At 66.1% G+C, this 19335-nt stretch carries 16 protein-coding genes and 1 tRNA gene; 8 read left to right on the top strand and 9 right to left on the bottom strand.

Annotated elements, in window-relative coordinates:
* Window positions 1-631, bottom strand: a 631-nt coding sequence (locus F7R19_RS25735; protein ID WP_150982465.1) for a c-type cytochrome, incomplete at its 3' end; no start/stop codon positions are given.
* Between the two features lie 324 nt (window positions 632-955).
* On the opposite strand from F7R19_RS25735, the gene F7R19_RS25730 reads away from it, so the two are divergent.
* From F7R19_RS25730 to F7R19_RS25710, 5 genes are all read left to right on the top strand, one after another.
* Window positions 956-1031, top strand: a tRNA-Arg gene (locus tag F7R19_RS25730).
* Between the two features lie 182 nt (window positions 1032-1213).
* Window positions 1214-2014, top strand: a complete 801-nt coding sequence (locus F7R19_RS25725) for an enoyl-CoA hydratase (RefSeq protein WP_150982464.1) — start codon at window positions 1214-1216, stop codon at window positions 2012-2014.
* Between the two features lie 197 nt (window positions 2015-2211).
* Window positions 2212-3603 (top strand): FAD-binding oxidoreductase, encoded by a 1392-nt coding sequence (locus F7R19_RS25720; RefSeq protein WP_150982463.1) that lies wholly within the window; start codon window positions 2212-2214, stop codon window positions 3601-3603.
* A gap of 49 nt (window positions 3604-3652) precedes the next feature.
* A complete protein-coding gene (gene arfB / locus F7R19_RS25715) occupies window positions 3653-4057 on the top strand; it encodes an alternative ribosome rescue aminoacyl-tRNA hydrolase ArfB (protein WP_167585401.1) in 405 nt (134 codons plus the stop codon).
* A 167-nt stretch (window positions 4058-4224) separates the two neighbouring features.
* A complete protein-coding gene (locus tag F7R19_RS25710; protein ID WP_150982462.1) occupies window positions 4225-7419 on the top strand; it encodes a bifunctional cytochrome P450/NADPH--P450 reductase in 3195 nt (1064 codons plus the stop codon).
* Between the two features lie 46 nt (window positions 7420-7465).
* On the opposite strand, the gene htpX is transcribed toward F7R19_RS25710, so the two are convergent.
* Together htpX and F7R19_RS25700 are read right to left on the bottom strand one after the other, a co-directional pair.
* Window positions 7466-8344: a protease HtpX gene (htpX, locus tag F7R19_RS25705; RefSeq protein WP_061953468.1), complete on the bottom strand. Its 879-nt coding sequence runs from the start codon at window positions 8342-8344 to the stop codon at window positions 7466-7468.
* Between the two features lie 112 nt (window positions 8345-8456).
* On the bottom strand, window positions 8457-8882 hold the full coding sequence (locus tag F7R19_RS25700) for a hypothetical protein (RefSeq protein ID WP_223505866.1): 426 nt from the start codon (window positions 8880-8882) through the stop codon (window positions 8457-8459).
* A 251-nt stretch (window positions 8883-9133) separates the two neighbouring features.
* On the opposite strand from F7R19_RS25700, the gene F7R19_RS25695 reads away from it, so the two are divergent.
* From F7R19_RS25695 to F7R19_RS25685, 3 genes are all read left to right on the top strand, one after another.
* Window positions 9134-9568, top strand: a complete 435-nt coding sequence (locus tag F7R19_RS25695; RefSeq protein WP_061953472.1) for a Cd(II)/Pb(II)-responsive transcriptional regulator — start codon at window positions 9134-9136, stop codon at window positions 9566-9568.
* Window positions 9569-10012: 444 nt separating this feature from the next.
* The gene (gene rnk, locus F7R19_RS25690) at window positions 10013-10426 is read left to right on the top strand and encodes a nucleoside diphosphate kinase regulator (RefSeq protein WP_061953589.1); all 414 of its coding nucleotides are present in this window, start codon (window positions 10013-10015) and stop codon (window positions 10424-10426) included.
* Window positions 10427-10736: 310 nt separating this feature from the next.
* Window positions 10737-11081, top strand: coding sequence for a hypothetical protein (locus F7R19_RS25685; protein ID WP_061953474.1), 345 nt, complete (start codon window positions 10737-10739; stop codon window positions 11079-11081).
* Window positions 11082-11279: 198 nt separating this feature from the next.
* On the opposite strand, the gene ypfJ is transcribed toward F7R19_RS25685, so the two are convergent.
* The 6 genes from ypfJ to gcl form a co-directional block, all read right to left on the bottom strand.
* Entirely contained in the window at window positions 11280-12173 is an 894-nt protein-coding gene (gene ypfJ / locus F7R19_RS25680; RefSeq protein WP_061953476.1) for a KPN_02809 family neutral zinc metallopeptidase, read from the bottom strand.
* Window positions 12174-12395: 222 nt separating this feature from the next.
* Entirely contained in the window at window positions 12396-13862 is a 1467-nt protein-coding gene (gene pyk / locus F7R19_RS25675) for a pyruvate kinase (protein WP_061953591.1), read from the bottom strand.
* Between the two features lie 50 nt (window positions 13863-13912).
* Window positions 13913-15244, bottom strand: a complete 1332-nt coding sequence (locus F7R19_RS25670; RefSeq protein ID WP_150982461.1) for a glycerate kinase type-2 family protein — start codon at window positions 15242-15244, stop codon at window positions 13913-13915.
* Between the two features lie 149 nt (window positions 15245-15393).
* Window positions 15394-16317, bottom strand: a complete 924-nt coding sequence (glxR, locus tag F7R19_RS25665) for a 2-hydroxy-3-oxopropionate reductase (protein ID WP_061953480.1) — start codon at window positions 16315-16317, stop codon at window positions 15394-15396.
* Between the two features lie 116 nt (window positions 16318-16433).
* On the bottom strand, window positions 16434-17213 hold the full coding sequence (gene hyi / locus F7R19_RS25660; protein WP_150982460.1) for a hydroxypyruvate isomerase: 780 nt from the start codon (window positions 17211-17213) through the stop codon (window positions 16434-16436).
* A 103-nt stretch (window positions 17214-17316) separates the two neighbouring features.
* Window positions 17317-19101, bottom strand: a complete 1785-nt coding sequence (gene gcl, locus F7R19_RS25655) for a glyoxylate carboligase (RefSeq protein ID WP_150982459.1) — start codon at window positions 19099-19101, stop codon at window positions 17317-17319.
* Window positions 19102-19335 lie beyond the last annotated feature (234 nt).

Below are 19335 nucleotides of genomic sequence, written 5' to 3'. Positions count from 1 at the left end.
CGGGTGCCGGAGCCGGTGCTGCAGCGGCCACAGGCGCTGCTGGCGCGGCGGCAGCCGCAGCGGCCGCTTCAGGCGCTGCCGGAGCCGAGGCCGCGGCCTGCGTGGCTGCGCCAGCCGCCGGGGCGGGCGGTTCGGGGAACTTGGCGCCGCCGGCGTCGGCCATGTAGACCACCGCGCGACCGAGTTCGTAGTCGCTCAGATCGTCCGGCGACGTGCCGGCGCGCGCGGGCATTGCGCCCTTGCCGTTCAGCACCGACTTCATCAGCCCGTCGAAACCCTGGCCGATCCGTGCCGTCCAGTCAGCAGCCGTGCCGTATTTCGGCGCACCGGCCGCGCCCGTGGCGTGGCATGCCGCGCAAACTTCCTTGTACACCTGCTCGCCCGTCTTGAAGACGCGCGGCGCGTTGGGATCCTTGATTTCGAGCGAGGCCACCGGCGCGATGCGCGTGTTGACCGCTTCCAGCGACTGGGTTGAGCCGGCGCCCTCGCGGCTGCCGTGTCCGACAAAATTGACCAGCAGGATAATGACGATGATCGGCACCAGAAAGGCGGCGATCACTACGGCGATCAGTTGCTTCGGGGTCTTGATTGGCGACTCGTGGTGGTCGTTTTCTTGATGGACGTCACTCATACAGAACTCTCGATTTTGCGGGAAACCTTATGCACAGCACGTGGGGGCGGCTTGCTTGTCTGGCCCTGTTTCGGGGGTGAATTTCTGTCGGTCTCTGCGCCCGGGGCTGTCTCCTGCCCGGCTACGTCTCTGTTACGGCGCAAATAGCTGCCGATTATAGACCCAACACCCGCCCAGAGGGACTAAAAGCGACGGTTCAGAGACCCGTACTAACCCCGGCCCGAGGCGCTTCGGCGCAACCCGCATGGACGGGCCCGCGCAAACCGGGTATCCTATGCGACTTTCCGGCGACGGCGTCCGTCCGTTGCCAGTCAGCCTCACATCGCGCCCGTAGCTCAATGGATAGAGTACTGCCCTCCGAAGGCAGGGGTTGCTGGTTCGATCCCAGCCGGGCGCGCCAATCGCCATAACGGTTTCCCGCTTTTCCCACCACCGCCGCGAAGGGCGACTTCCGACGACCGAGCCACGCCGGCCGCGTCGATCCCGTCCCCGCATCCGGACCCCAATTCGCCCCCCGCGCAGCGCCAAACCATCGCCGGAACGCGCGATGATTGCGGTCACACGCCACTACGGAGCGCCGCCATGACGATGGAATCCAATAGCCATACCGAACCGCCGCTGGTCTTGCGCGAGTCGCGCGATGGGGTGGTCACGTTGTGCCTGAACCGGCCGGCGCAGTTCAACGCGCTGTCCGAAGCGATGCTTGGCGCGTTGCACGAAGCGCTGCAACAGGTTGCCGCCGATGAGGCTGTGCGGTGCGTGATCCTGGCCGGCGCGGGCAAGGCGTTTTGCGCGGGGCATGATCTGCGCGAGATGCGCGGTCATCCCGATCTGGCCTACTACCGGTCGCTGTTTGCGCAGTGCAGTGTCGTCATGCAGGCGATCCAGGCATTGCCAGTACCGGTGATCGCGCGGGTTCACGGCATCGCCACGGCCGCTGGCTGCCAACTGGTGGCCAGCTGTGATCTTGCGATGGCCTCCACGGTGGCGAAATTTGCGGTGTCCGGCATCAACGTCGGATTGTTTTGCGCAACGCCGTCGGTCGCACTGTCGCGCAACGTCTCGGCCAAACGCGCCTTCGACCTGCTCGTGACCGGTCGATTCATCGACGCGGCCACGGCGGCCGACTGGGGGCTGGTCAATGAAGCCGTGCCCGATGCGGAACTGGACGCCGCCATCGCGCGCAAGGTCGACGCGATCCGCGCCAAGAGTCGCGTCGCAATCCGGTATGGCAAGTCGATGTTCTACCGCCAGCGGCAGATGGAACTGGCCAGCGCCTATGCCTACGCGGGCGATGTCATGGCGCGCAACATGATGGAAGAAGACGCCGGTGAGGGCATCGACGCATTCCTGCAGAAACGCACGCCGCGCTGGCAGTCGTAAGTGTTGCGACCTGCACGCAGGCGCGATGTCTGCGCTGCGCCGCCTCAGCAATGAAACCGATCGTAGCGCCGCGGGATGGCCGGATAGGCGCATCGCCGCCGCGAGCCGCGTCGCGGCGCGGTCTGCGGGCGTTGGCGCGTGCTTTGCATGGTCAATGACTCCGGAATCCGCATCCGATGCGGAAGGGAGGATTCATCATGACCACGCTTGCTGCCGATCACATCGACATGTTGCGCAAATCGGTGCGCGGCAGGGTGCTGTTGCCGGCCGATGCCGGGTACGACGTCGCGCGCACGGTCTGGAACGCCACCGTGGACCGCAAGCCGGCGGTCATCGTGCAATGCACGGGGACGGCCGATGTGATGCAGGCCGTCAACTTCGCGCGCGATCATCGCCTGGTGCTGGCCGTGCGAGGCGGCGGTCACAATATCGCGGGCAGCGCGATCTGCAATGCCGGGCTGGTGATCGACCTTTCGGCGCTGCGCGGCGTGCATGTCGATCCGCACGATCATGTGGCGTGGGTGAGTCCGGGTGCCACGCTTGGCGATTTCGATCACGAAGCCCAGGCGCTGGGACTGGCCACGCCGCTGGGCATCAATTCGACCACCGGCGTCGCTGGCCTGACGCTGGGCGGCGGCTTTGGGTGGCTCACGCGCCAGTACGGCATGACGGTCGATAACCTGCTCGGCTGCGAAGTGGTGACCGCCGACGGTCAGCGACATTGGGCCGATGCCCAGCATGAGCCGGAACTGTTCTGGGCGTTGCGCGGCGGCGGCGGAAATTTCGGGGTGGTCACGCTGTTCCAGTTCCGCCTGCATCCGGTCGGCCCGATGGTCACCGCCGGTCTGCTGGTGTTTCCAGGCGTGGAAGCCAAGTCGGTGCTGCGCCAGTATCGTGCTTTCACCGAAACCGCGATGCCTGACGATCTCAACGTGTGGGCCGTGCTGCGCCGCGCACCGCCGTTGCCGTTCCTGCCGGCGTCGGCGCACGGCACCAATGTGGTGGTGCTGGCAGCGTTCAGCACGGCTGATGCGGCCGCGGCCGAACGTGCGATCGACCCGTTGCGGTCTTTTGGCCAGACCGTTGGCGAACATGTCGGCCTGCTGCCATACACGGCATGGCAGCAGGCGTTCGATCCGCTGCTGACGCCGGGTGCGCGCAACTATTGGAAGTCCCACAATTTTTCCCGGCTCGACGACGCGGCGATCGACATGATGGTGGATTACGCGGCGCGCGGGCCGTCGGCGCATGCCGAGATCTTTGTCGGTCAAGTCGGCGGCGTCGCCAATCGCGTGCCGCCCGACGCGACGGCATACAGCCATCGCGATGCGCGTTACGTCGTCAACGTGCATTCGCGTTGGGACCGCGCCGACGAGGACGCCGCCTGCATCGCCTGGGCGCGCGATTTCTTCAACGCAGCGGCGCCCTACGCCACGGGCGGCGTCTATGTGAACTTCATGACCGAGGACGAATCTGCGCGAGTGGGCGCCGCATACGGCCCGAACTACGATCGCCTGGCGCGCGCCAAGCGCACCTACGATCCGCAGAATCTGTTCTGCACCAACCAGAACATCGCACCGGCCCCGTAGCGTGCTGGCGATGCCCCTCGGAACGCCATGCGTTGCTATGATGCGGCGCATGGCCGACGACCTGTTCATCCCCCATTACGAATACGAGATCACCGCGATCCGCGCCCAGGGTGCGGGCGGTCAGAACATCAACAAGGTGTCCAACGCGGTGCATCTGCGCTACGACGTGCGCGCATCGTCGCTCGCGCCCGATCACAAGGAACGGCTGCTGGCGCTGCACGACCATCGCATCACGCGCGACGGCGTGGTGGTGATCAAGGCGCAGCAGCATCGCAGCCTGGAACTCAACCGCGAAGAAGCGGTGCGCCGTCTGCACGAACTGGTCCAGAGCGTGGCCACGCCGCCGCGCGTGCGCCGGCCCACCCGCCCGACGCGCGCGTCGCGTACCCGCCGGCTGGAAGCCAAGACGCAGCGCGGGCAGGTCAAGGCGCTGCGCGGCAAAGTGGTCGACTAGCCGCGCATCTTTGGTCCGAACAAACATTTCAAACGCTCGGATCAGGGATGGGACAACGCGGCCGTTGGCAGGCATGCTCTGGTGTCCCGCATTGACTTTGCCGATCCCATGCCCGGCCGCGCCGGCATGGGCCGGCGGTCCACCATAACCACAGGCGCCCTCCATCCATGTCATCCGCCATTCCTGCCGCTGTCCTCGAGCCGATTCCGCGCGATCCGGGCTGGCCTATCGTCGGCAACCTGTTCCAGATCACCCCGGGAGAAGTTGGTCAGCATCTGCTGGCGCGCAGCCGCCATCACGACGGCATTTTCGAACTCGACTTCGCTGGCCGGCGCGTGCCGTTTGTGTCGTCGGTGGCGCTGGCGGCCGAGGTGTGCGATCCGGCGCGCTTCCGCAAGATCATCGGCCCGCCGCTGTCCTATTTGCGCGACATGGCGGGCGACGGCCTGTTCACCGCGCACAGCGACGAACCGAACTGGGGTTGCGCGCATCGCATCCTGATGCCCGCCTTCAGCCAGCGCGCGATGAAAGGTTATTTCGACGTCATGCTGCGCGTGGCCAACCGCCTGGTCGATAAATGGGATCGCAACGGCCCCGACGCCGATATTGCCGTGGCCGACGACATGACGCGCCTGACGCTGGATACGATCGCGCTGGCCGGCTTCGGCTACGATTTCGAATCGTTCGCCAGCGATCAGCTCGATCCGTTTATCACGGCGATGGTCGGCGCGCTCGAGGAAGCCATGCGCAAGCTCACGCGGCTGCCGATCCAGGACCGCTTCATGGGCCGTGCTCACCGGCAGTTTGCCGACGATGTGGCCTATATGCGCAATCTGGTCGACGACGTGATTCGCAAACGCCGCGCCGCGCCCACGCAGGGCATGGATCTGCTGAACCTCATGCTCGACGCGCGCGATCCGGAAACCGACCAGCGCCTCGATGACGCCAACATCCGCAACCAGGTCATCACGTTCCTGATCGCGGGCCACGAAACCACTAGCGGACTGCTGACGTTCACGTTGTACGAACTGCTACGCAATCCCGGCGTGCTGGCGCAGGCCTATGCCGAAGTGGACGCGGTGCTGCCCGGCGACGCGCCGCCGGTGTATGCCGATCTGGCGCGCATGCCGGTGCTCGATCGCGTGCTCAAGGAAACGCTGCGGCTGTGGCCCACCGCGCCGGCCTTCGCGGTCGCGCCGTTCGACGATGTGGTGATCGGCGGCCGCTATCGGCTGCGCAAGAATCGCCGGATTTCGGTGGTGCTGACCGCATTGCATCGCGATCCGAAGGTGTGGGCCCATCCCGAGCGTTTCGACATCGATCGCTTTCTGCCCGAGAACGAAGCAAAGCTGCCGGCGCACGCCTATATGCCGTTCGGTCATGGCGAGCGCGCCTGCATCGGCCGCCAGTTCGCGCTCACCGAGGCCAAGCTGGCCCTGGCGTTGATGCTGCGGAACTTTGCCTTTCATGATCCGTTCGACTACCAGTTCCGGCTCAAGGAAACGCTGACCATCAAGCCCGATAACTTCGTGCTGCGCGCGCGGCGTCGACGCCCGCATGAACGGCTGCTTGCCCAAGCGGCCGCGCCGGCGGCGCTCGATAGCGCGCAGGCCGAGGTGCGCGGACATGGCCAGGCGATGACGGTGCTGTGCGCTTCGAGTCTTGGCACGGCGCGCGAACTGGCCGAGCAGATCCATGCGGGCGCCGTGGGCGCGGGTTTCGACGCCAGACTTGCGGATCTCGACGACAGCATCGACGCGCTGCCGACATCGGGCCTGTTGGTGGTGGTGGCGGCAACCTACAACGGGCGCGCGCCCGATTCGGGACGCAAGTTCGAAGCGATGCTGGACGCCGGCGGTGCACACGGCTATCGCGCCGACGGCCTGAGGCTGGCGCTGCTGGGCTGCGGCAATTCGCAATGGGCTACCTATCAGGCGTTCCCACGGCGTGTGTTCGACTTCTTCACCGCGGCGGGTGCGGTCCCCTTGCTGCCGCGTGGCGAAGCCGACGGCAATGCCGATTTCGACCAGGCCGCGGAGCGCTGGCTGGCGCAATTGTGGCAGGCGTTGCAGGCCGACGGCGCCAGCGAGCGCGGCCTAGGCGTCGACGTGCAATTGCGCAGCGTCGATGCGATGCGCGCGCAAACGTTGCCGGCCGGCACGCAGTCGTTCTCGGTGATCGCCAACGAGGAACTGGTGGCCGATCCCACCGGCCTGTGGGATTTTTCGATCGAGGCGCCGCGCACCTCCACGCGGGCGATCCGGTTGCAGTTGCCGCCCGGTGTCACATACCAGACCGGCGACCACCTCGCGGTGTGGCCACGCAACGAGCCGCGCCTGGTTGGCGACCTGTGCGAGCGGCTCGACCTCGATGCTGGCGCGATGGTCACGCTGAGTGCGCCACACGGCGCGGGCCGCGGCCTGCCCATAGGCGAGGCATTGCCGCTGCGCGAGCTGTTGACCCATTTCGTCGAACTGCAGGATGTGGTGTCGCGCCAGACCTTGCGCGCGCTGGCGCAAACGACGCGCTGTCCGTTCACGCGGCAGTCGCTCGAAACCATGGCATCGGACGATGCGCAGCACGGTTATGCCACGCAGGTGGCGGCGCGCCGGCTGGGCGTGCTCGATGTACTGGCGGCCTATCCGGCGCTCGCGCCGACGCTGCAGCAACTATTGGCATGCACGGTGCCGATGCGCCCGCGTTTCTATTCGATTGCGTCCTCGCCGCGGGTGGCGCCCGATGTGGCGACGCTGCTGGTGGGGACCGTCTGGGCACCGGCGTTGTCGGGTCGCGGCCAGTTCCGTGGCGTGGCGTCGACGTGGCTGCAGGCGCTGGCGCCAGGCGCGCGCGTATCGGCGTCGATCCGCACCCCGAATCCATCGTTCGCGCCCGTAGTCGACGCGACGGCGCCGATGCTGCTAATCGGACCGGGCACCGGCATCGCGCCATTCCGTGGCTTTATCGAGGAACGCGCGGCTCAGCGCGCAGCCGGACAGGCAGTGACGCCGGTGCAGCTGTACTTCGGCTGTCGCCATCCGCAGCATGACTGGTTGTTCCACGACGACTTTGCCCGCTGGGCGCAAGCCGGCGTGGTGGCGCTTCACACCGCGTTCTCCGTGCTGCCCGACACGCCCCGCTATGTGCAGGATCTGCTGTGGCAGCGCCGCGCACACGTCTGGTCGCTGTTGCAGGCGGGCGCAACCGTCTATGTGTGCGGCGACGGGCGCCGCATGGCGCCAGCGGTGCGTCAGACGCTGATCGACATCGCCGCGGAGCAGGGCGGGATGACGGCCGACGCGGCTTCGGACTGGTTCGCCGGTCTGATGGCCGCCGCAAGGTATCGACAGGACGTCTTCAACTGATCGTGCCGATGCCGCGCGGCGTCTGGGCCGGAAGCCGGGGCAGGTTTCAGCGCGCGCCCTGTAAGGCGGCGATGCGCGATTCGATCGGCGGGTGGCTGGAGAACAGCGCCAGCCACGACTTGCCGCCCGAAATCCCCATCGCCTGCATGTTCTGCGGCAAGCCGTCGGCGTCCAGGCCGCCCAGGCGGCGCAACGCGGCGACCATCGGCGTGGGCGTACCCATCAATCCGGCCGCGCCTGCATCGGCGCGATATTCGCGATGGCGCGAGAACGCGGCGACGATGATGCTGGCCAGGATGCCGAACACGATTTCGCAAACGACCACCGTGATCATGTAGCCGATGCCTGGGCCGCTCGACTCCTCGTCGTTGCGACGCAGCCAGGAATCGACGAAGTAGCCGACCACGCGGGCCATAAAGATCACGAACGTGTTGACCACGCCCTGGATCAGCGTCAGCGTGACCATGTCGCCATTGGCAATGTGCGCCACTTCGTGCGCCAGCACGGCTTCGACTTCGTCGTGCGACATCGATTGCAGCAAACCGGTAGAGACCGCCACCAGCGAGTTTTTCTTCGACGCTCCCGTGGCAAACGCGTTGGGCTCGCCGTCGTAGATCGCCACTTCGGGCATCGGCAGGCCAGCGCGCGTGGCCAGCTTCTGCACCGTCTGCACCAGCCAAAGTTCTGTGCTGGTGCTCGGATGCGTGATGACCTGCGCGCCAGTGGACCATTTCGCAATGGTCTTGGACATCAGCAGCGAGATGAACGAACCGCCAAAACCCATCAGCGCCGCAAACGCCAGTAGCGTACCGAGGTTCAGCCCGTTGGCGGTAAGGAAGCGATTCACGCCCAGCAGGCTGGCCGTAAAGCTGAGGACGAGCATGACGGCGAGGTTGGTCGCCAGGAACAGAAAGATACGTTTCATGGTTGTGGGACAAGACTTGAAAAGACGCGGACAAGCCGCAAGCGCGCGCGACACGATCAGACGTGCCGGGCGACAGGGGGACGTGCGAAATCACTTCCGCACGAATCGGGGATCAGCCGCGTGGAGGACGCGGCAGTAAAGGCAGATGAGGGTCCGGCAGCGCGGCGACGGCGTAGTGGGGCACCACACTGGGCGCCACGGCAATCGACACGCGCGGCATTGGCGCGGGAAGCAGCTGTTCGGCGAAATCGGCGCCGGGGGACGAGGGGTCCGCGCTGTCGCAGGGGTGCGACGAATCCGACGCCGGCAGCGACGGCGTGGCGAAATCGGCCTGATCGGCCGCCAACCCGACATGACGCTGTGCGCCGATCCGGCTATCGCCTTGCGCCGCGAGCGGGCTATCGGACGCCTGCGCCTTGTCCATCTGTGCCGCCTGGAGCGGACCGGCCACCGACGCGGACGTGTTGAAGCCGGCCCATGCCTGGAAAGGCAGGAAGGCCAGCAAAACCACCATCAGCAGGAACCGGATTGGGAGCACGGGGCGCGCGACGCAAGGGTCAAAAACGATGGCAACGATTCTACAGGATGGCGTCCGCCGGCGTTGTCAGCCTACTGCACTATCCGATTATTCTCACTGCATTGGCGATGGACAGGCCGACCGGCCGCGCGCCCTCGGATCGCAACATGGCCGCATCCCGCTTCCGGCAGGATTCGCCCGATTGGACTACACTTCGCTTTAACCCTGTAATGACTACAGGGATTTGTTGCCCAATCACGGAGGCCACGACCATGCGTATCGGCGAACTCTCGCGCCATAGCGGCTGCGATGTGGAAACCATCCGATATTACGAACGCGAGGGGCTGCTCGATGCGCCCCAGCGCGAGGACAACGGCTATCGCCGATATGGCGATGGCCATCTCGTCCAACTCAATTTCGTGCGGCATTGCCGTTCGCTTGGCATGAGCCTGGCCGATGTGCGCAGGTTGCGCGATTTTCAGCGCAATCCGTTGCTGGCGTGCGACGATATCGACACGCTGCTGGACCGCCAGATCGAACAGATTCACGCGCAGCGCGTGGCGCTGGAAGCGCTGGAAGGGCAGTTGCGGGCGCTGCGGCACACCTGCGGGAAACCCAATCCCCATCCGGCCAGCGAATGCGGCATCCTGCAGAACCTGCAGCAGGCCGCCGAAGGCGCGGCTTGCGAATGCCATCCGAAGCACTGAACTCGCCACTGCGGCCGCGTGCCCACGGCGCCGCGCGGACGGCGGCCAGTTGCGCGCCGTGTGCTAGCATCACCGTTCGCGTCCCACCCGACGCGCTTTTTCACCGGATTTCCTTTGACGATGTCTCGCTACCTTGCCCTCGCCGTCCTTGCCATGGTTCGCCCCGCGCGACCGGCACGCGCGCGCATGGTGGCGCCGACCATTCCCGCCAGCCGCCGGATCAACGCCCCGCTTGATCCCGCCCGGTTCCCGGCCTGACCGACCCCCACTCCTGAGCAGCACGGGTCCGGCGCCGAACCGGGCCTGAGGCACCACGCTTTTTTCGCTGTAGCACGCCCGGCATGTCTGATCGCGCCGGCCCCCAATCGATTTCCCTGGCTGCCGTCCCGGCGTCGCACCAACGTGTCGACGCTCGCGGCCGCCGCTTTTGCGAAAGGCAACGCCATGGCAAAGACCAAGAACCCAACCCTGTATCTGACCGAACTCGACGTGACGCGGCTCGAGGCGATTGCCAGCCGCGCCGGTACCGCCGAGCTGGACGAAATGCTCGACGCGCTGCTCGAACGCGCGGCCATCGTCATGCCAAGTGCCATTCCGAAAGACGTGGTGACGATGAACTCGCGCGTGGTCTGCGCGCTGGAAGGCGAAGCCGCGCCCCGTGAGTGGACACTGGCTTACCCGGACGAGGCCGACCTCTCGGCGGGCCGCCTGTCGGTGCTGTCGCCAATCGGCCAGGCATTGCTGGGCGCCCGTGCGGGCAAGACGGTCGATTACCGGCTGCCCAACGGCGCCGCGCAGCGCGTGACCATCGTCGATATTGCGTTTCAGCCTGAGGCCAACGGCCAGTACACGCTCTGATCCAGTTGCGGCATCGCGCCGCCTGAGGCTTCTACGCGCCCAGTCATCGGCCCTGCCGTACCGCAGGGTAGGTGACTGGTTCCGCTCTGCAGCATTCCCTCCTGGCTGCCATTCGGCGGCCGATCTGCGCCATTCATCCACAGACCCAGCGTTTCACGGCGTGCAACGCACCATTCGTCGCAGCGGTATTTCTCGTAGATCTACTACCCACTAACCTTCAGTCCGTGCTCGCATCGCTACGAAGATGGCGCATCGGGCAGCTGTCAGCTGTATCCAAAAAAAGGTTGTGAATCAGTTGAAGGAGTCCCAGATGAACGCCAGACGTATCCTTGGCGGTGCCCTCGTGCTCGCCGCGTTTGCCGCGTCGGCAGCGATTGCCGCACCGGCCGCGACCAAAAAGGTCGGCAAGTTCGACGTGTATGCCGATGCCGCGCGCACAGGCAAGTTCGACACCTATAGTGAAGGCTCGAAGATGGGGAAGTACGACACCTTTACCGATGGCGCCCGTCAGGGCAAGTTCGACACGTTCAGTGAAGGTTCGCGCACCGGCAAGTTCGACAGCTTCAGCGAAGGCTCGCGCGCATTTGGCGGCGAGATCTCCGCCTCGGCGCTCGACAACTCGCGCAACGGCGATCTGTACGGCTACAAGGTCTGATAGCCCGCAGAACGCCAATCGGCGGCCGATGGATCCACCGGCCGCCGATCTCGTTTCAGTTTCTCTCCCACCTGCGCGACCGACCTCCTCCTTCTCTCTCCGTCGCGCAGGTGATTTTTCCCCGCAGAATTCCGTTCCGTTTCCTGTCGCTTCCTGGCTTTGGCAGTTGCCGCTGCGTGCCGTGATGAGACACGCCGGCTAGAGTTGCCGCGCGGCAAATGTATCGCACTTGCGCATATCGCCGGTCGTCAGGCCCTGGCGCAGCCATCGCACGCGCTGTTCACTGGTGCCATGCGTGAACGCCTCGGGCACCACGTAGCCTTGCGATTGCTTTTGCAGACGATCGTCGCCAATCGCGGCCGCTGCTTTGAGCCCTTGCTCGACGTCACCCGGTTCCAGCAGTTGCTGGTTCATCTTGCCGGCCGTGGCGGCCCACACACCGGCCAGACAATCGGCCTGCAATTCCATCCGCACCGACAGCTGATTGGCCTGCGCCTCGCTCATGCGGCGGCGCGCCGCATCGACCTTGTTCGATACGCCCAGCAGATTCTGGACGTGATGGCCGACTTCGTGCGCGATCACATACGCCTGCGCAAAATCGCCGCCTGCGCCAAAACGCTGGCGCAGTTCGTCATAAAACGACAGGTCGATATAAACCTTCTGGTCGCCGGGGCAATAGAACGGGCCCATCGCCGACTGGCCTGTGCCACATGCGGTGGGCGTCGCACCCGAGAACATCACCAGCGTGGGCGGCGCATAGCGGCGGTTCAGGTCGGTCTCAAAGATGTGTTCCCACGTGCGCTCGGTGTTGCCGAGCACCTTGCGTGTGAAAACCGAGAGCTGGTCGTTGGCGGCCGGACGATGCGCCTGCGATTGCGGCGCCGGCTGCTGCTGGCCCTGGATCACCGAAGCGCCCTGGAAAATCAGCGAGGGGTCGATGCCAAAAAAGTACGATGCGGCCAGTGCGATGATGACCGTGCCGATGCCGATGGATTTTCCGCCGATCGGCAGGCCGAATCCGCCGCCTCCGCCGTAGCCATCGCCGCGGCGATCTTCTACGTTCTGGCTTTCGGCTTCGTCATCGAGACGCATGTTGGGGGCTCCGTCGGGGATTCTGATATGCCGATGGAGTATAGCAACGGCGCTTGACGCCCAGTGACGCGTGCGCAATTGGTTACCTTGTGCCGCACCCGCCCCGGCGCAAAAAGGAGCCGTCCGCGACACCGGGCTGGTGGGTGCGGACGGCCGGCAGGGCAGGGGGTCAACCTGCTCTGCCTCAGGAAATGCAACGCGCGGGCGGCAACGCCGCCGGCCTCAGACGGCCTCGGCGGCGGGCAGCTTGCCGATCTGCAGGCCGCCAACTTCGGTGCCCACTTCGGCCACGCGCAGAAGGTTGGTGGTGCCGCCCTGGCCGAACGGCATGCCGGCTGCGATCGTGATCTGGTCGCCCGGCGCGGCGTAGCCTTCCACCAGCGCGGCGCGCGCGGCTGCCTCGACCATTTCGTCGACGCTTTGCACATCCGGGCTGACCGTCGAATGCACGCCCCAGGCGATGGCCAGGCGCCGCGCGATATCGAGGTTCGGCGTGATGCTGACGATCGGCGCGCACGGCCGCTCGCGCGCCGCGCGCAGCGCCGTGGCGCCCGACGACGTGTAGGTGACCGTCGCCTTGGCGCCGATGATGTGGGTGACCTCGCGCAGGGCCGCGCAGATGGCGTCCTGGCGCGTGGAAAGCGGCGCCTCGTGCTGCGCGTCGAGCATGTTGCGATAGAGCGGATCGCGTTCCACCTCGTTGATGATGCGGTCCATCATCGATACGGCCGGCACCGGATGACGTCCATTGGCGGACTCGGCCGACAGCATCACCGCGTCGGCGCCGTCGTAGATCGCGCTTGCCACGTCGGACGCCTCGGCGCGCGTCGGCACCGGCGAGTCGATCATCGATTCCAGCATCTGCGTGGCGATCACGATCGGCTTGCCCAGCTGGCGGCAGATGCGCAGGATGCGCTTCTGCACGCCGGGCACGCGCTCCGGCGGCAGTTCCACGCCAAGGTCGCCGCGCGCCACCATCACTGCATCGGACACGCGCACGATCTCTTCCAGCTGCTGCAGCGCGGCCGGCTTTTCGATCTTCGACAGCACGCCGGCACGCGTGCCGATGATCTCGCGCGCTTCGACGATATCGGAGGCACGCTGCACGAATGACAGCGCGATCCAGTCCGCGCCCAACTCCAACGCGAAGTCGAGGTCCTTGCGGTCCTTCTCGGTCAGGGCCGGGATCGGAATCACCGCGTCGGGCACGTTCACGCCCTTGCGGTCCGACAGCGTGCCGTGGTTGGCCACGCGCGTGGTGATGCTGCCGCTGGAAACGGATTCGATATTGAGGCGCACCTTGCCGTCGTCGATCAGCAAAGACTGGCCCGCGTTGGCGGCCTTGAACAGTTCCGGGTGCGGCAGGTACACGCGCGTGCCGTCGCCGGGCGTCGGGTCGCTGTCGAGCACGAACACGTCGCCCGCGCGCACCGCCACCTTGCCGGCGGCGAACGTTCCGATGCGCAGCTTCGGGCCTTGCAGATCGGCCAGGATCGCGATCGGGCGGCCCGTTTCGGCCTCCACCTGGCGCACCGCGTCGTAGCGCGCGCGATGGTCGTCATGCGTGCCGTGGCTGAAGTTCAGGCGGAACACATCGGCCCCGGCGTCGAACAATTGGCGGATGACCGCGATGTCGCTGCTTGCGGGCCCCAGGGTGGCCACGATCTTCGCTTTGCGCTGGCGTCTCATGAAAGTCTCCTTCTCCATCCTCGTTATGCTGCCGTGTCGAACCGTTCGCCTCAGGCGATCAGGATCGCGCGGAAATCGTTCACGTTGGTGCGGGTCGGGCCGGTGACGATCAGATCGTCGATGCCCGCAAAGAAACCGTACCCGTCGTTGTTGTCCAGATGGGCGCGCGCCGACAGGCCGCGTGCCGCCGCGCGCGTCAGTGTGTCGGGGTCGAGCAGCGCGCCGGCGTTGTCTTCCGATCCGTCGATGCCGTCGGTATCGCACGCAATCGCGTGCACGCCGGGCAGGCCATCGAGCGCCACCGCCAGCGACAGCAGGAATTCGGCGTTGCGGCCGCCGCGGCCGTTGCCGCGTACCGTGACCGTGGTTTCGCCGCCGGAAAGGATCACGCACGGCTTCTGGAACGGCTGGCCGTGCGCGACGATCTGCCGCGCGATCGCGGCGTGCACTTCGGCCACATCGCGCGCCTCGCCCTCGATGCTGTCGGACAGGATGTATGCGGCCAGGCCAAGCTCGCGGGCGCGCGCGGCGGCGGCCTCCAGCGATTGCTGCGCGCTGGCCAGCGTCACGCTGCGATGGCCGTCGAATCGACTGTCGCCGGGTTTGGGCGTCTCGCCCGCGCCGCTTGCCAGGTGCGCGCGCACATTGGCCGGCACGTCGATGCCGTACTTGGCGATGACCGCGAGCGCGTCGGCGCAAGTGGTGCTGTCGGGCAGCGTCGGCCCGCTGGCGATCAGCGTGGGATCGTCGCCGGGGATATCGGAAATCAGCAGCGTTTCCACGCGGGCCGGCGCGCACAGCAACGCCAGGCGCCCGCCCTTGAGCGCCGACAGATGCTTGCGCACGCAGTTCATCTCGCCGATGCTGGCGCCGCTGCGCAGCAGCGCCTTGTTCACGGCCTGCTTGTCGGCCAGTGAGATGCCCGGCGCGGGCGCGGCCAGCAGCGCCGACCCGCCGCCCGATATCAGGCACAGCACGAGATCGTCGGCGGTCAACCCCTGCACCAGCTCCACCATGCGCTGCGCGGCCTGCTGGCCGGCTGCGTCGGGCACCGGATGCGCGGCCTCGACGACTTCGATGCGCTGGCACGGCGCGCCGTGCCCGTAGCGCGTCACCACCAGCCCCGACAGTTCGCCTTGCCAGTGCGCTTCCACGGCCTGCGCCATGGCCGCGGCGGCCTTGCCCGCGCCGATCACCACGGTGCGGCCCCGCGGCGGCTGCGGCAAATGCGGCGGCAGGCAATGCGCGGCGCTGACGGCAGCCACCGCCGTATCGAACAGGTCGCGCAACAACTCGCGCGCCTGCGCGGGGTTGCGGCAATCGGGTGCGCCGGCCTTGCGCTGGGGCGACAGCAGGACGGCAGTGGCGTCGGTGGCGAACATGAAAATCCTGTTGAAAATACGGAATACCGAAAAAACGGAATGCAAGCAGCGGGCGGTGAATTCACCGGGCGTCGGGCGCGGCGCATGCAGCGCGCGCCACGCCGCCGCCTTCGCAGGCCGGAAGGCCGGAAGGCGGCCCGATCGCGCAGTTACTTCGCGGCCTTGGCGATGTCGTGGTTCGACATGATCTCGATCGCGCGGCACAGCGCCGAGTGATCGAGCTTGCCGAAGCCGTTGGCGGCGCAGGCGTTGAACAGTTCCTGCGCGGTGGCCGTGTTCGGCAGCGACACGCCCAGCGCCTTCGCGCCCTGCAGCGCCAGGTTCAGATCCTTCTGATGGAGTTCGATGCGGAAGCCCGGATCGAACGTGCGCTTGACCATGCGCTCGCCGTGCACTTCCAGAATGCGCGACGCGGCAAATCCGCCCATCAGCGCCTGGCGCACCTTGGCCGGATCGGCGCCGGCCTTGGAGGCAAACAGCAGCGCTTCCGACACGGCCTGGATGTTCAGGGCCACGATGATCTGGTTGGCCACCTTGGTGGTCTGCCCGTCGCCGTTGCCGCCGACCAGCGTGATGTTCTTGCCCATCAGGTCGAACAACGGCTTGACCTCGTCGAACGCTTCGGACGGGCCGCCCACCATGATCGTCAGCGACGCCGCCTTGGCGCCAACTTCGCCGCCCGAGACCGGCGCATCGAGGTAGGAAGCGCCCAGCTTGTTGATGCGCGCGGCGAAATCCTTGGTGGCGATCGGCGAAATCGAGCTCATGTCGACCACGATCTTGCCGTACGTGGCTTCCTTGCCGGCGCTCTTGTAGGCCGCTGCGACGCCCTTTTCGCCGAACAGCACGGCTTCGACGTGCGGGGTGTCCGGCACCATGACGATCACGATGTCGGCGCGCTTGGCCACTTCCTCGGCGCTGGTGCAGACCGTGACGCCGGCATCGACCAGCACCTGCGGAGCAGGGTTGACGTCGTGTACGAACAGCGTGTGTCCGGCCGCGCGCAGATGTCCGGCCATCGGCGCACCCATGATGCCCAGGCCGATAAAGCCGACGTTACGTTGATTTGCCATGATGATGTCTCCAGTCGTTTGGAATGATGTCGATGATGTGTGGGCCGAAGTCGGCACGCTGCCGCGGCGTCAGTACGCTGGCGCGGGCGTATCGCTTCGGCACGAAGGGCGGGGCGTCAGACGCCGTGGGCGGCGCGCCAGCCCAGGCCTTCCTCGGTCGTCGTCCTGGGCTTGTATTCGCAGCCGATCCAGCCCTGGTAGCCGATCTCGTCGAGCAGGCCGAACAGGTAGCGGTAGTTGATCTCGCCCGTACCCGGTTCGTTGCGGCCAGGGTTGTCGGCCAGCTGCACGTGGCGGATCTTCGGAAGATTCGCCTTGATCGTGTTGGCGATTTCGCCTTCCATGCGCTGCATGTGATAGATGTCGTACTGCACGTACAGATTGGGCGCGTTGACCTGTCCGATCAGGTCGATCGCCTGCTGCGTGCGCGACAGGAAAAAGCCCGGAATGTCGAACGTGTTGATCGGCTCGATCAGCAGGTCGATCTGCTCGCCGGCCAGCGCGTTGGCTGCGAAGCGCAGGTTTTCCACCAGGGTTTCGTTGGCCTGCTCGGGCCGGACGTTCTGCGGCAGGATGCCAACCAGGCAGTTGAGCTGGCGCACGCCCAGGACTTTCGCGTACTTGATCGCCTCGCCCACGCCGTCCTGGAATTCACCGACGCGGTCGGGATGGCAGGCGATCCCGCGCTCACCGGCATCCCACTTGCCCGCGGGCAGGTTGTGAAGCACCAGGTCCAGTTGGAAGCGATTCAGGCGATCGGCAATCTGGTCGGCATGAAATGCGTAGGGGAACAGGAATTCCACGCCGCGAAAGCCGGCGCGTGCGGCGGCTTCGAAGCGGTCCAGAAAACCCACCTCGTTGAACAGCATCGTCAGATTGGCTGCGAGCTTTGGCATTGTGATGTCTCTCTCGGTGTTGGGGAAAACCGGCCACGCCCGCCGCGCCGGCGCGCGCGGGGTGGCCTGTCCGCGGACGTGCCGCGGGACTCTCGCGAAGTGATCAGGCGGTGACGGTTTCTTCAACCAGAATGGCCTGCTCGGCGTCGTCCAGGTCCTCGATCGGCTCGAACTCGTTGATGTTGTCGATCTCGGTGCCCATCGCGATGTTGGTCACGCGCTCCAGAATCACCTCGACCACCACCGGCACCGAGAACTCGGCCATCAGGTCGCGCGCTTCGGCAAACGCCGGGGCGATGTCTTCGGGCTTGAACACGCGGATCGCCTTGCAGCCCAGGCCTTCCACCACCTTGACGTGGTCCACGCCATAGCCTTCCAGCTCCGGCGCGTTGACGTTGTCGAACGCCAGCTGCACGCAGTAGTCCATCTCGAAATTGCGCTGCGCCTGGCGGATCAGCCCGAGGTACGAGTTGTTTACCACAACGTGGATATACGGCACCTTGAACTGCGCGGCCACGGCCAGCTCTTCGATCATGAACTGGAAGTCGTAGTCGCCCGAAATGGCCACCACGTCCGATTGCGGCGATGCGGTTTTCACGCCGATCGCGGCGGGAATCGTCCAGCCCAGCGGGCCGGCCTGGCCGCAGTTGATCCAGTGGCGCGGCTGGTTCACCGACAGGAATTGCGCCGCGGCGATCTGCGACAGGCCGATGGTGGTGACGTAGCGGACATCGCGCGGGAAGTACTGGTTCATCTCGCGATACACGCGCTGCGGCTTGACCGGCACGTTGTCGAAATCGCTCTTGCGCTTCATGGTGCGGCGGCGCTTCTGCACATCGGCCACCCACGCCTTGCGGCATGGCAAGCGGCCCGCCATCTTCATTTCGCGCGCCACTTCGACGAACAGTTCCAGCGCCGCGCGGGCGTCGGAAACGATGCCGAGGTCCGGGCCGAACACGCGGCCGATCTGCGTTGGCTCGATATCGACGTGCACGAACTTGCGGCCCTTGGTGTACACGTCGACGCTGCCGGTGTGTCGATTGGCCCAGCGATTGCCGATGCCCATCACGAAGTCGGACGCCAGCAGCGTGGCATTGCCATAGCGATGCGAGGTCTGCAGCCCCACCATGCCTGCCTGCAGCGGATGGTCGTCGGCCAGCACGCCCCAGCCCATCAGCGTCGGCACCACCGGCACGTTCACCAGTTCGGCGAATTCCACCAGCAGCTCATTGGCGTTGGCGTTGATCACGCCGCCGCCGCAGACGATCAGCGGACGCTCGGCCTGGTTCAGCATCGCGATGGCCTTTTCGATCTGCGCGCGCGACGCCGCCGGCTTGTACGGCTGCAGCGGCTGGTACGTTTCCGGATCGAATTCGATCTCTGCCACTTGTACGTCGAACGGCAGGTCGATCAGCACCGGACCGGGGCGGCCCGAGCGCATCAGGTGAAACGCCTGCTGGAACACCTGCGGCACCAGCGCGGGCTCGCGCACGGTCACGGCCCACTTGGTAACGGGCTTGGCGATCGATTCGATATCGACGGCCTGGAAATCCTCCTTGTAGAGGCGCGCGCGCGGCGCCTGGCCCGTGACGCACAGGATGGGAATCGAATCGGCCCAGGCCGAGTACAGGCCCGTGATCATGTCCGTGCCGGCCGGCCCGGAGGTGCCCACGCACAGACCGATGTTGCCCGGCTCTGCGCGGGTGTAGCCCTCGGCCATGTGCGAGGCGCCTTCCACGTGGCGCGCCAGCAGGTGACGGATCGAGCCGGCCTTGCGCATCGCTGAATAGAACGGGTTGATCGCGGCGCCGGGCACGCCAAACGCGGTGGTGATGCCTTCCTTTTCCAGCACGGCGATGGCCGCGTCGACTGCTCTCATCTTCGGCATGTCTGTCTCCAATACGCTCAAAAACAATGGGTGGGATTTGTTCTGGCGTTGATGCTATGCCTGCATCGGGTATGGATAAACAGAAGCGCGATCAGTTGATTCGATACCTGGGGTTTGCAATGGCGCAGAAAATGCGCGGGAAATGTGCGCGTGGGGATATATGGCGCCGGCGCTGCGAGCGCGATATTCGGGCGCCGGATGCGTGCCGGCTTCTGGCCTGCATTCTTCCCGGCG

The sequence above is a fragment of the Cupriavidus pauculus genome (assembly GCF_008801835.1).
Classification (GTDB): Bacteria; Pseudomonadota; Gammaproteobacteria; order Burkholderiales; family Burkholderiaceae; genus Cupriavidus; species Cupriavidus pauculus.
The sequence above is the reverse complement of the archived record's forward strand: the minus strand, read 5'-3'. Positions and strand labels throughout refer to the sequence as shown.

Bases quoted from the DNA above. Each gene is read 5' to 3' on its own strand.
- htpX (WP_061953468.1), bottom strand. From the start codon at position 8,344: ATGAAACGTATCTTTCTGTTCCTGGCGACCAACCTCGCCGTCATGCTC.
- arfB (WP_167585401.1), top strand. From the start codon at position 3,653: ATGGCCGACGACCTGTTCATCCCCCATTACGAATACGAGATCACCGCG.
- F7R19_RS25725 (WP_150982464.1), top strand. From the start codon at position 1,214: ATGACGATGGAATCCAATAGCCATACCGAACCGCCGCTGGTCTTGCGC.
- pyk (WP_061953591.1), bottom strand. From the start codon at position 13,862: ATGAGACGCCAGCGCAAAGCGAAGATCGTGGCCACCCTGGGGCCCGCA.
- F7R19_RS25710 (WP_150982462.1), top strand. From the start codon at position 4,225: ATGTCATCCGCCATTCCTGCCGCTGTCCTCGAGCCGATTCCGCGCGAT.
- ypfJ (WP_061953476.1), bottom strand. From the start codon at position 12,173: ATGCGTCTCGATGACGAAGCCGAAAGCCAGAACGTAGAAGATCGCCGC.
- F7R19_RS25670 (WP_150982461.1), bottom strand. From the start codon at position 15,244: ATGTTCGCCACCGACGCCACTGCCGTCCTGCTGTCGCCCCAGCGCAAG.
- F7R19_RS25720 (WP_150982463.1), top strand. From the start codon at position 2,212: ATGACCACGCTTGCTGCCGATCACATCGACATGTTGCGCAAATCGGTG.
- rnk (WP_061953589.1), top strand. From the start codon at position 10,013: ATGGCAAAGACCAAGAACCCAACCCTGTATCTGACCGAACTCGACGTG.
- hyi (WP_150982460.1), bottom strand. From the start codon at position 17,213: ATGCCAAAGCTCGCAGCCAATCTGACGATGCTGTTCAACGAGGTGGGT.
- gcl (WP_150982459.1), bottom strand. From the start codon at position 19,101: ATGCCGAAGATGAGAGCAGTCGACGCGGCCATCGCCGTGCTGGAAAAG.
- glxR (WP_061953480.1), bottom strand. From the start codon at position 16,317: ATGGCAAATCAACGTAACGTCGGCTTTATCGGCCTGGGCATCATGGGT.
- F7R19_RS25685 (WP_061953474.1), top strand. From the start codon at position 10,737: ATGAACGCCAGACGTATCCTTGGCGGTGCCCTCGTGCTCGCCGCGTTT.
- F7R19_RS25695 (WP_061953472.1), top strand. From the start codon at position 9,134: ATGCGTATCGGCGAACTCTCGCGCCATAGCGGCTGCGATGTGGAAACC.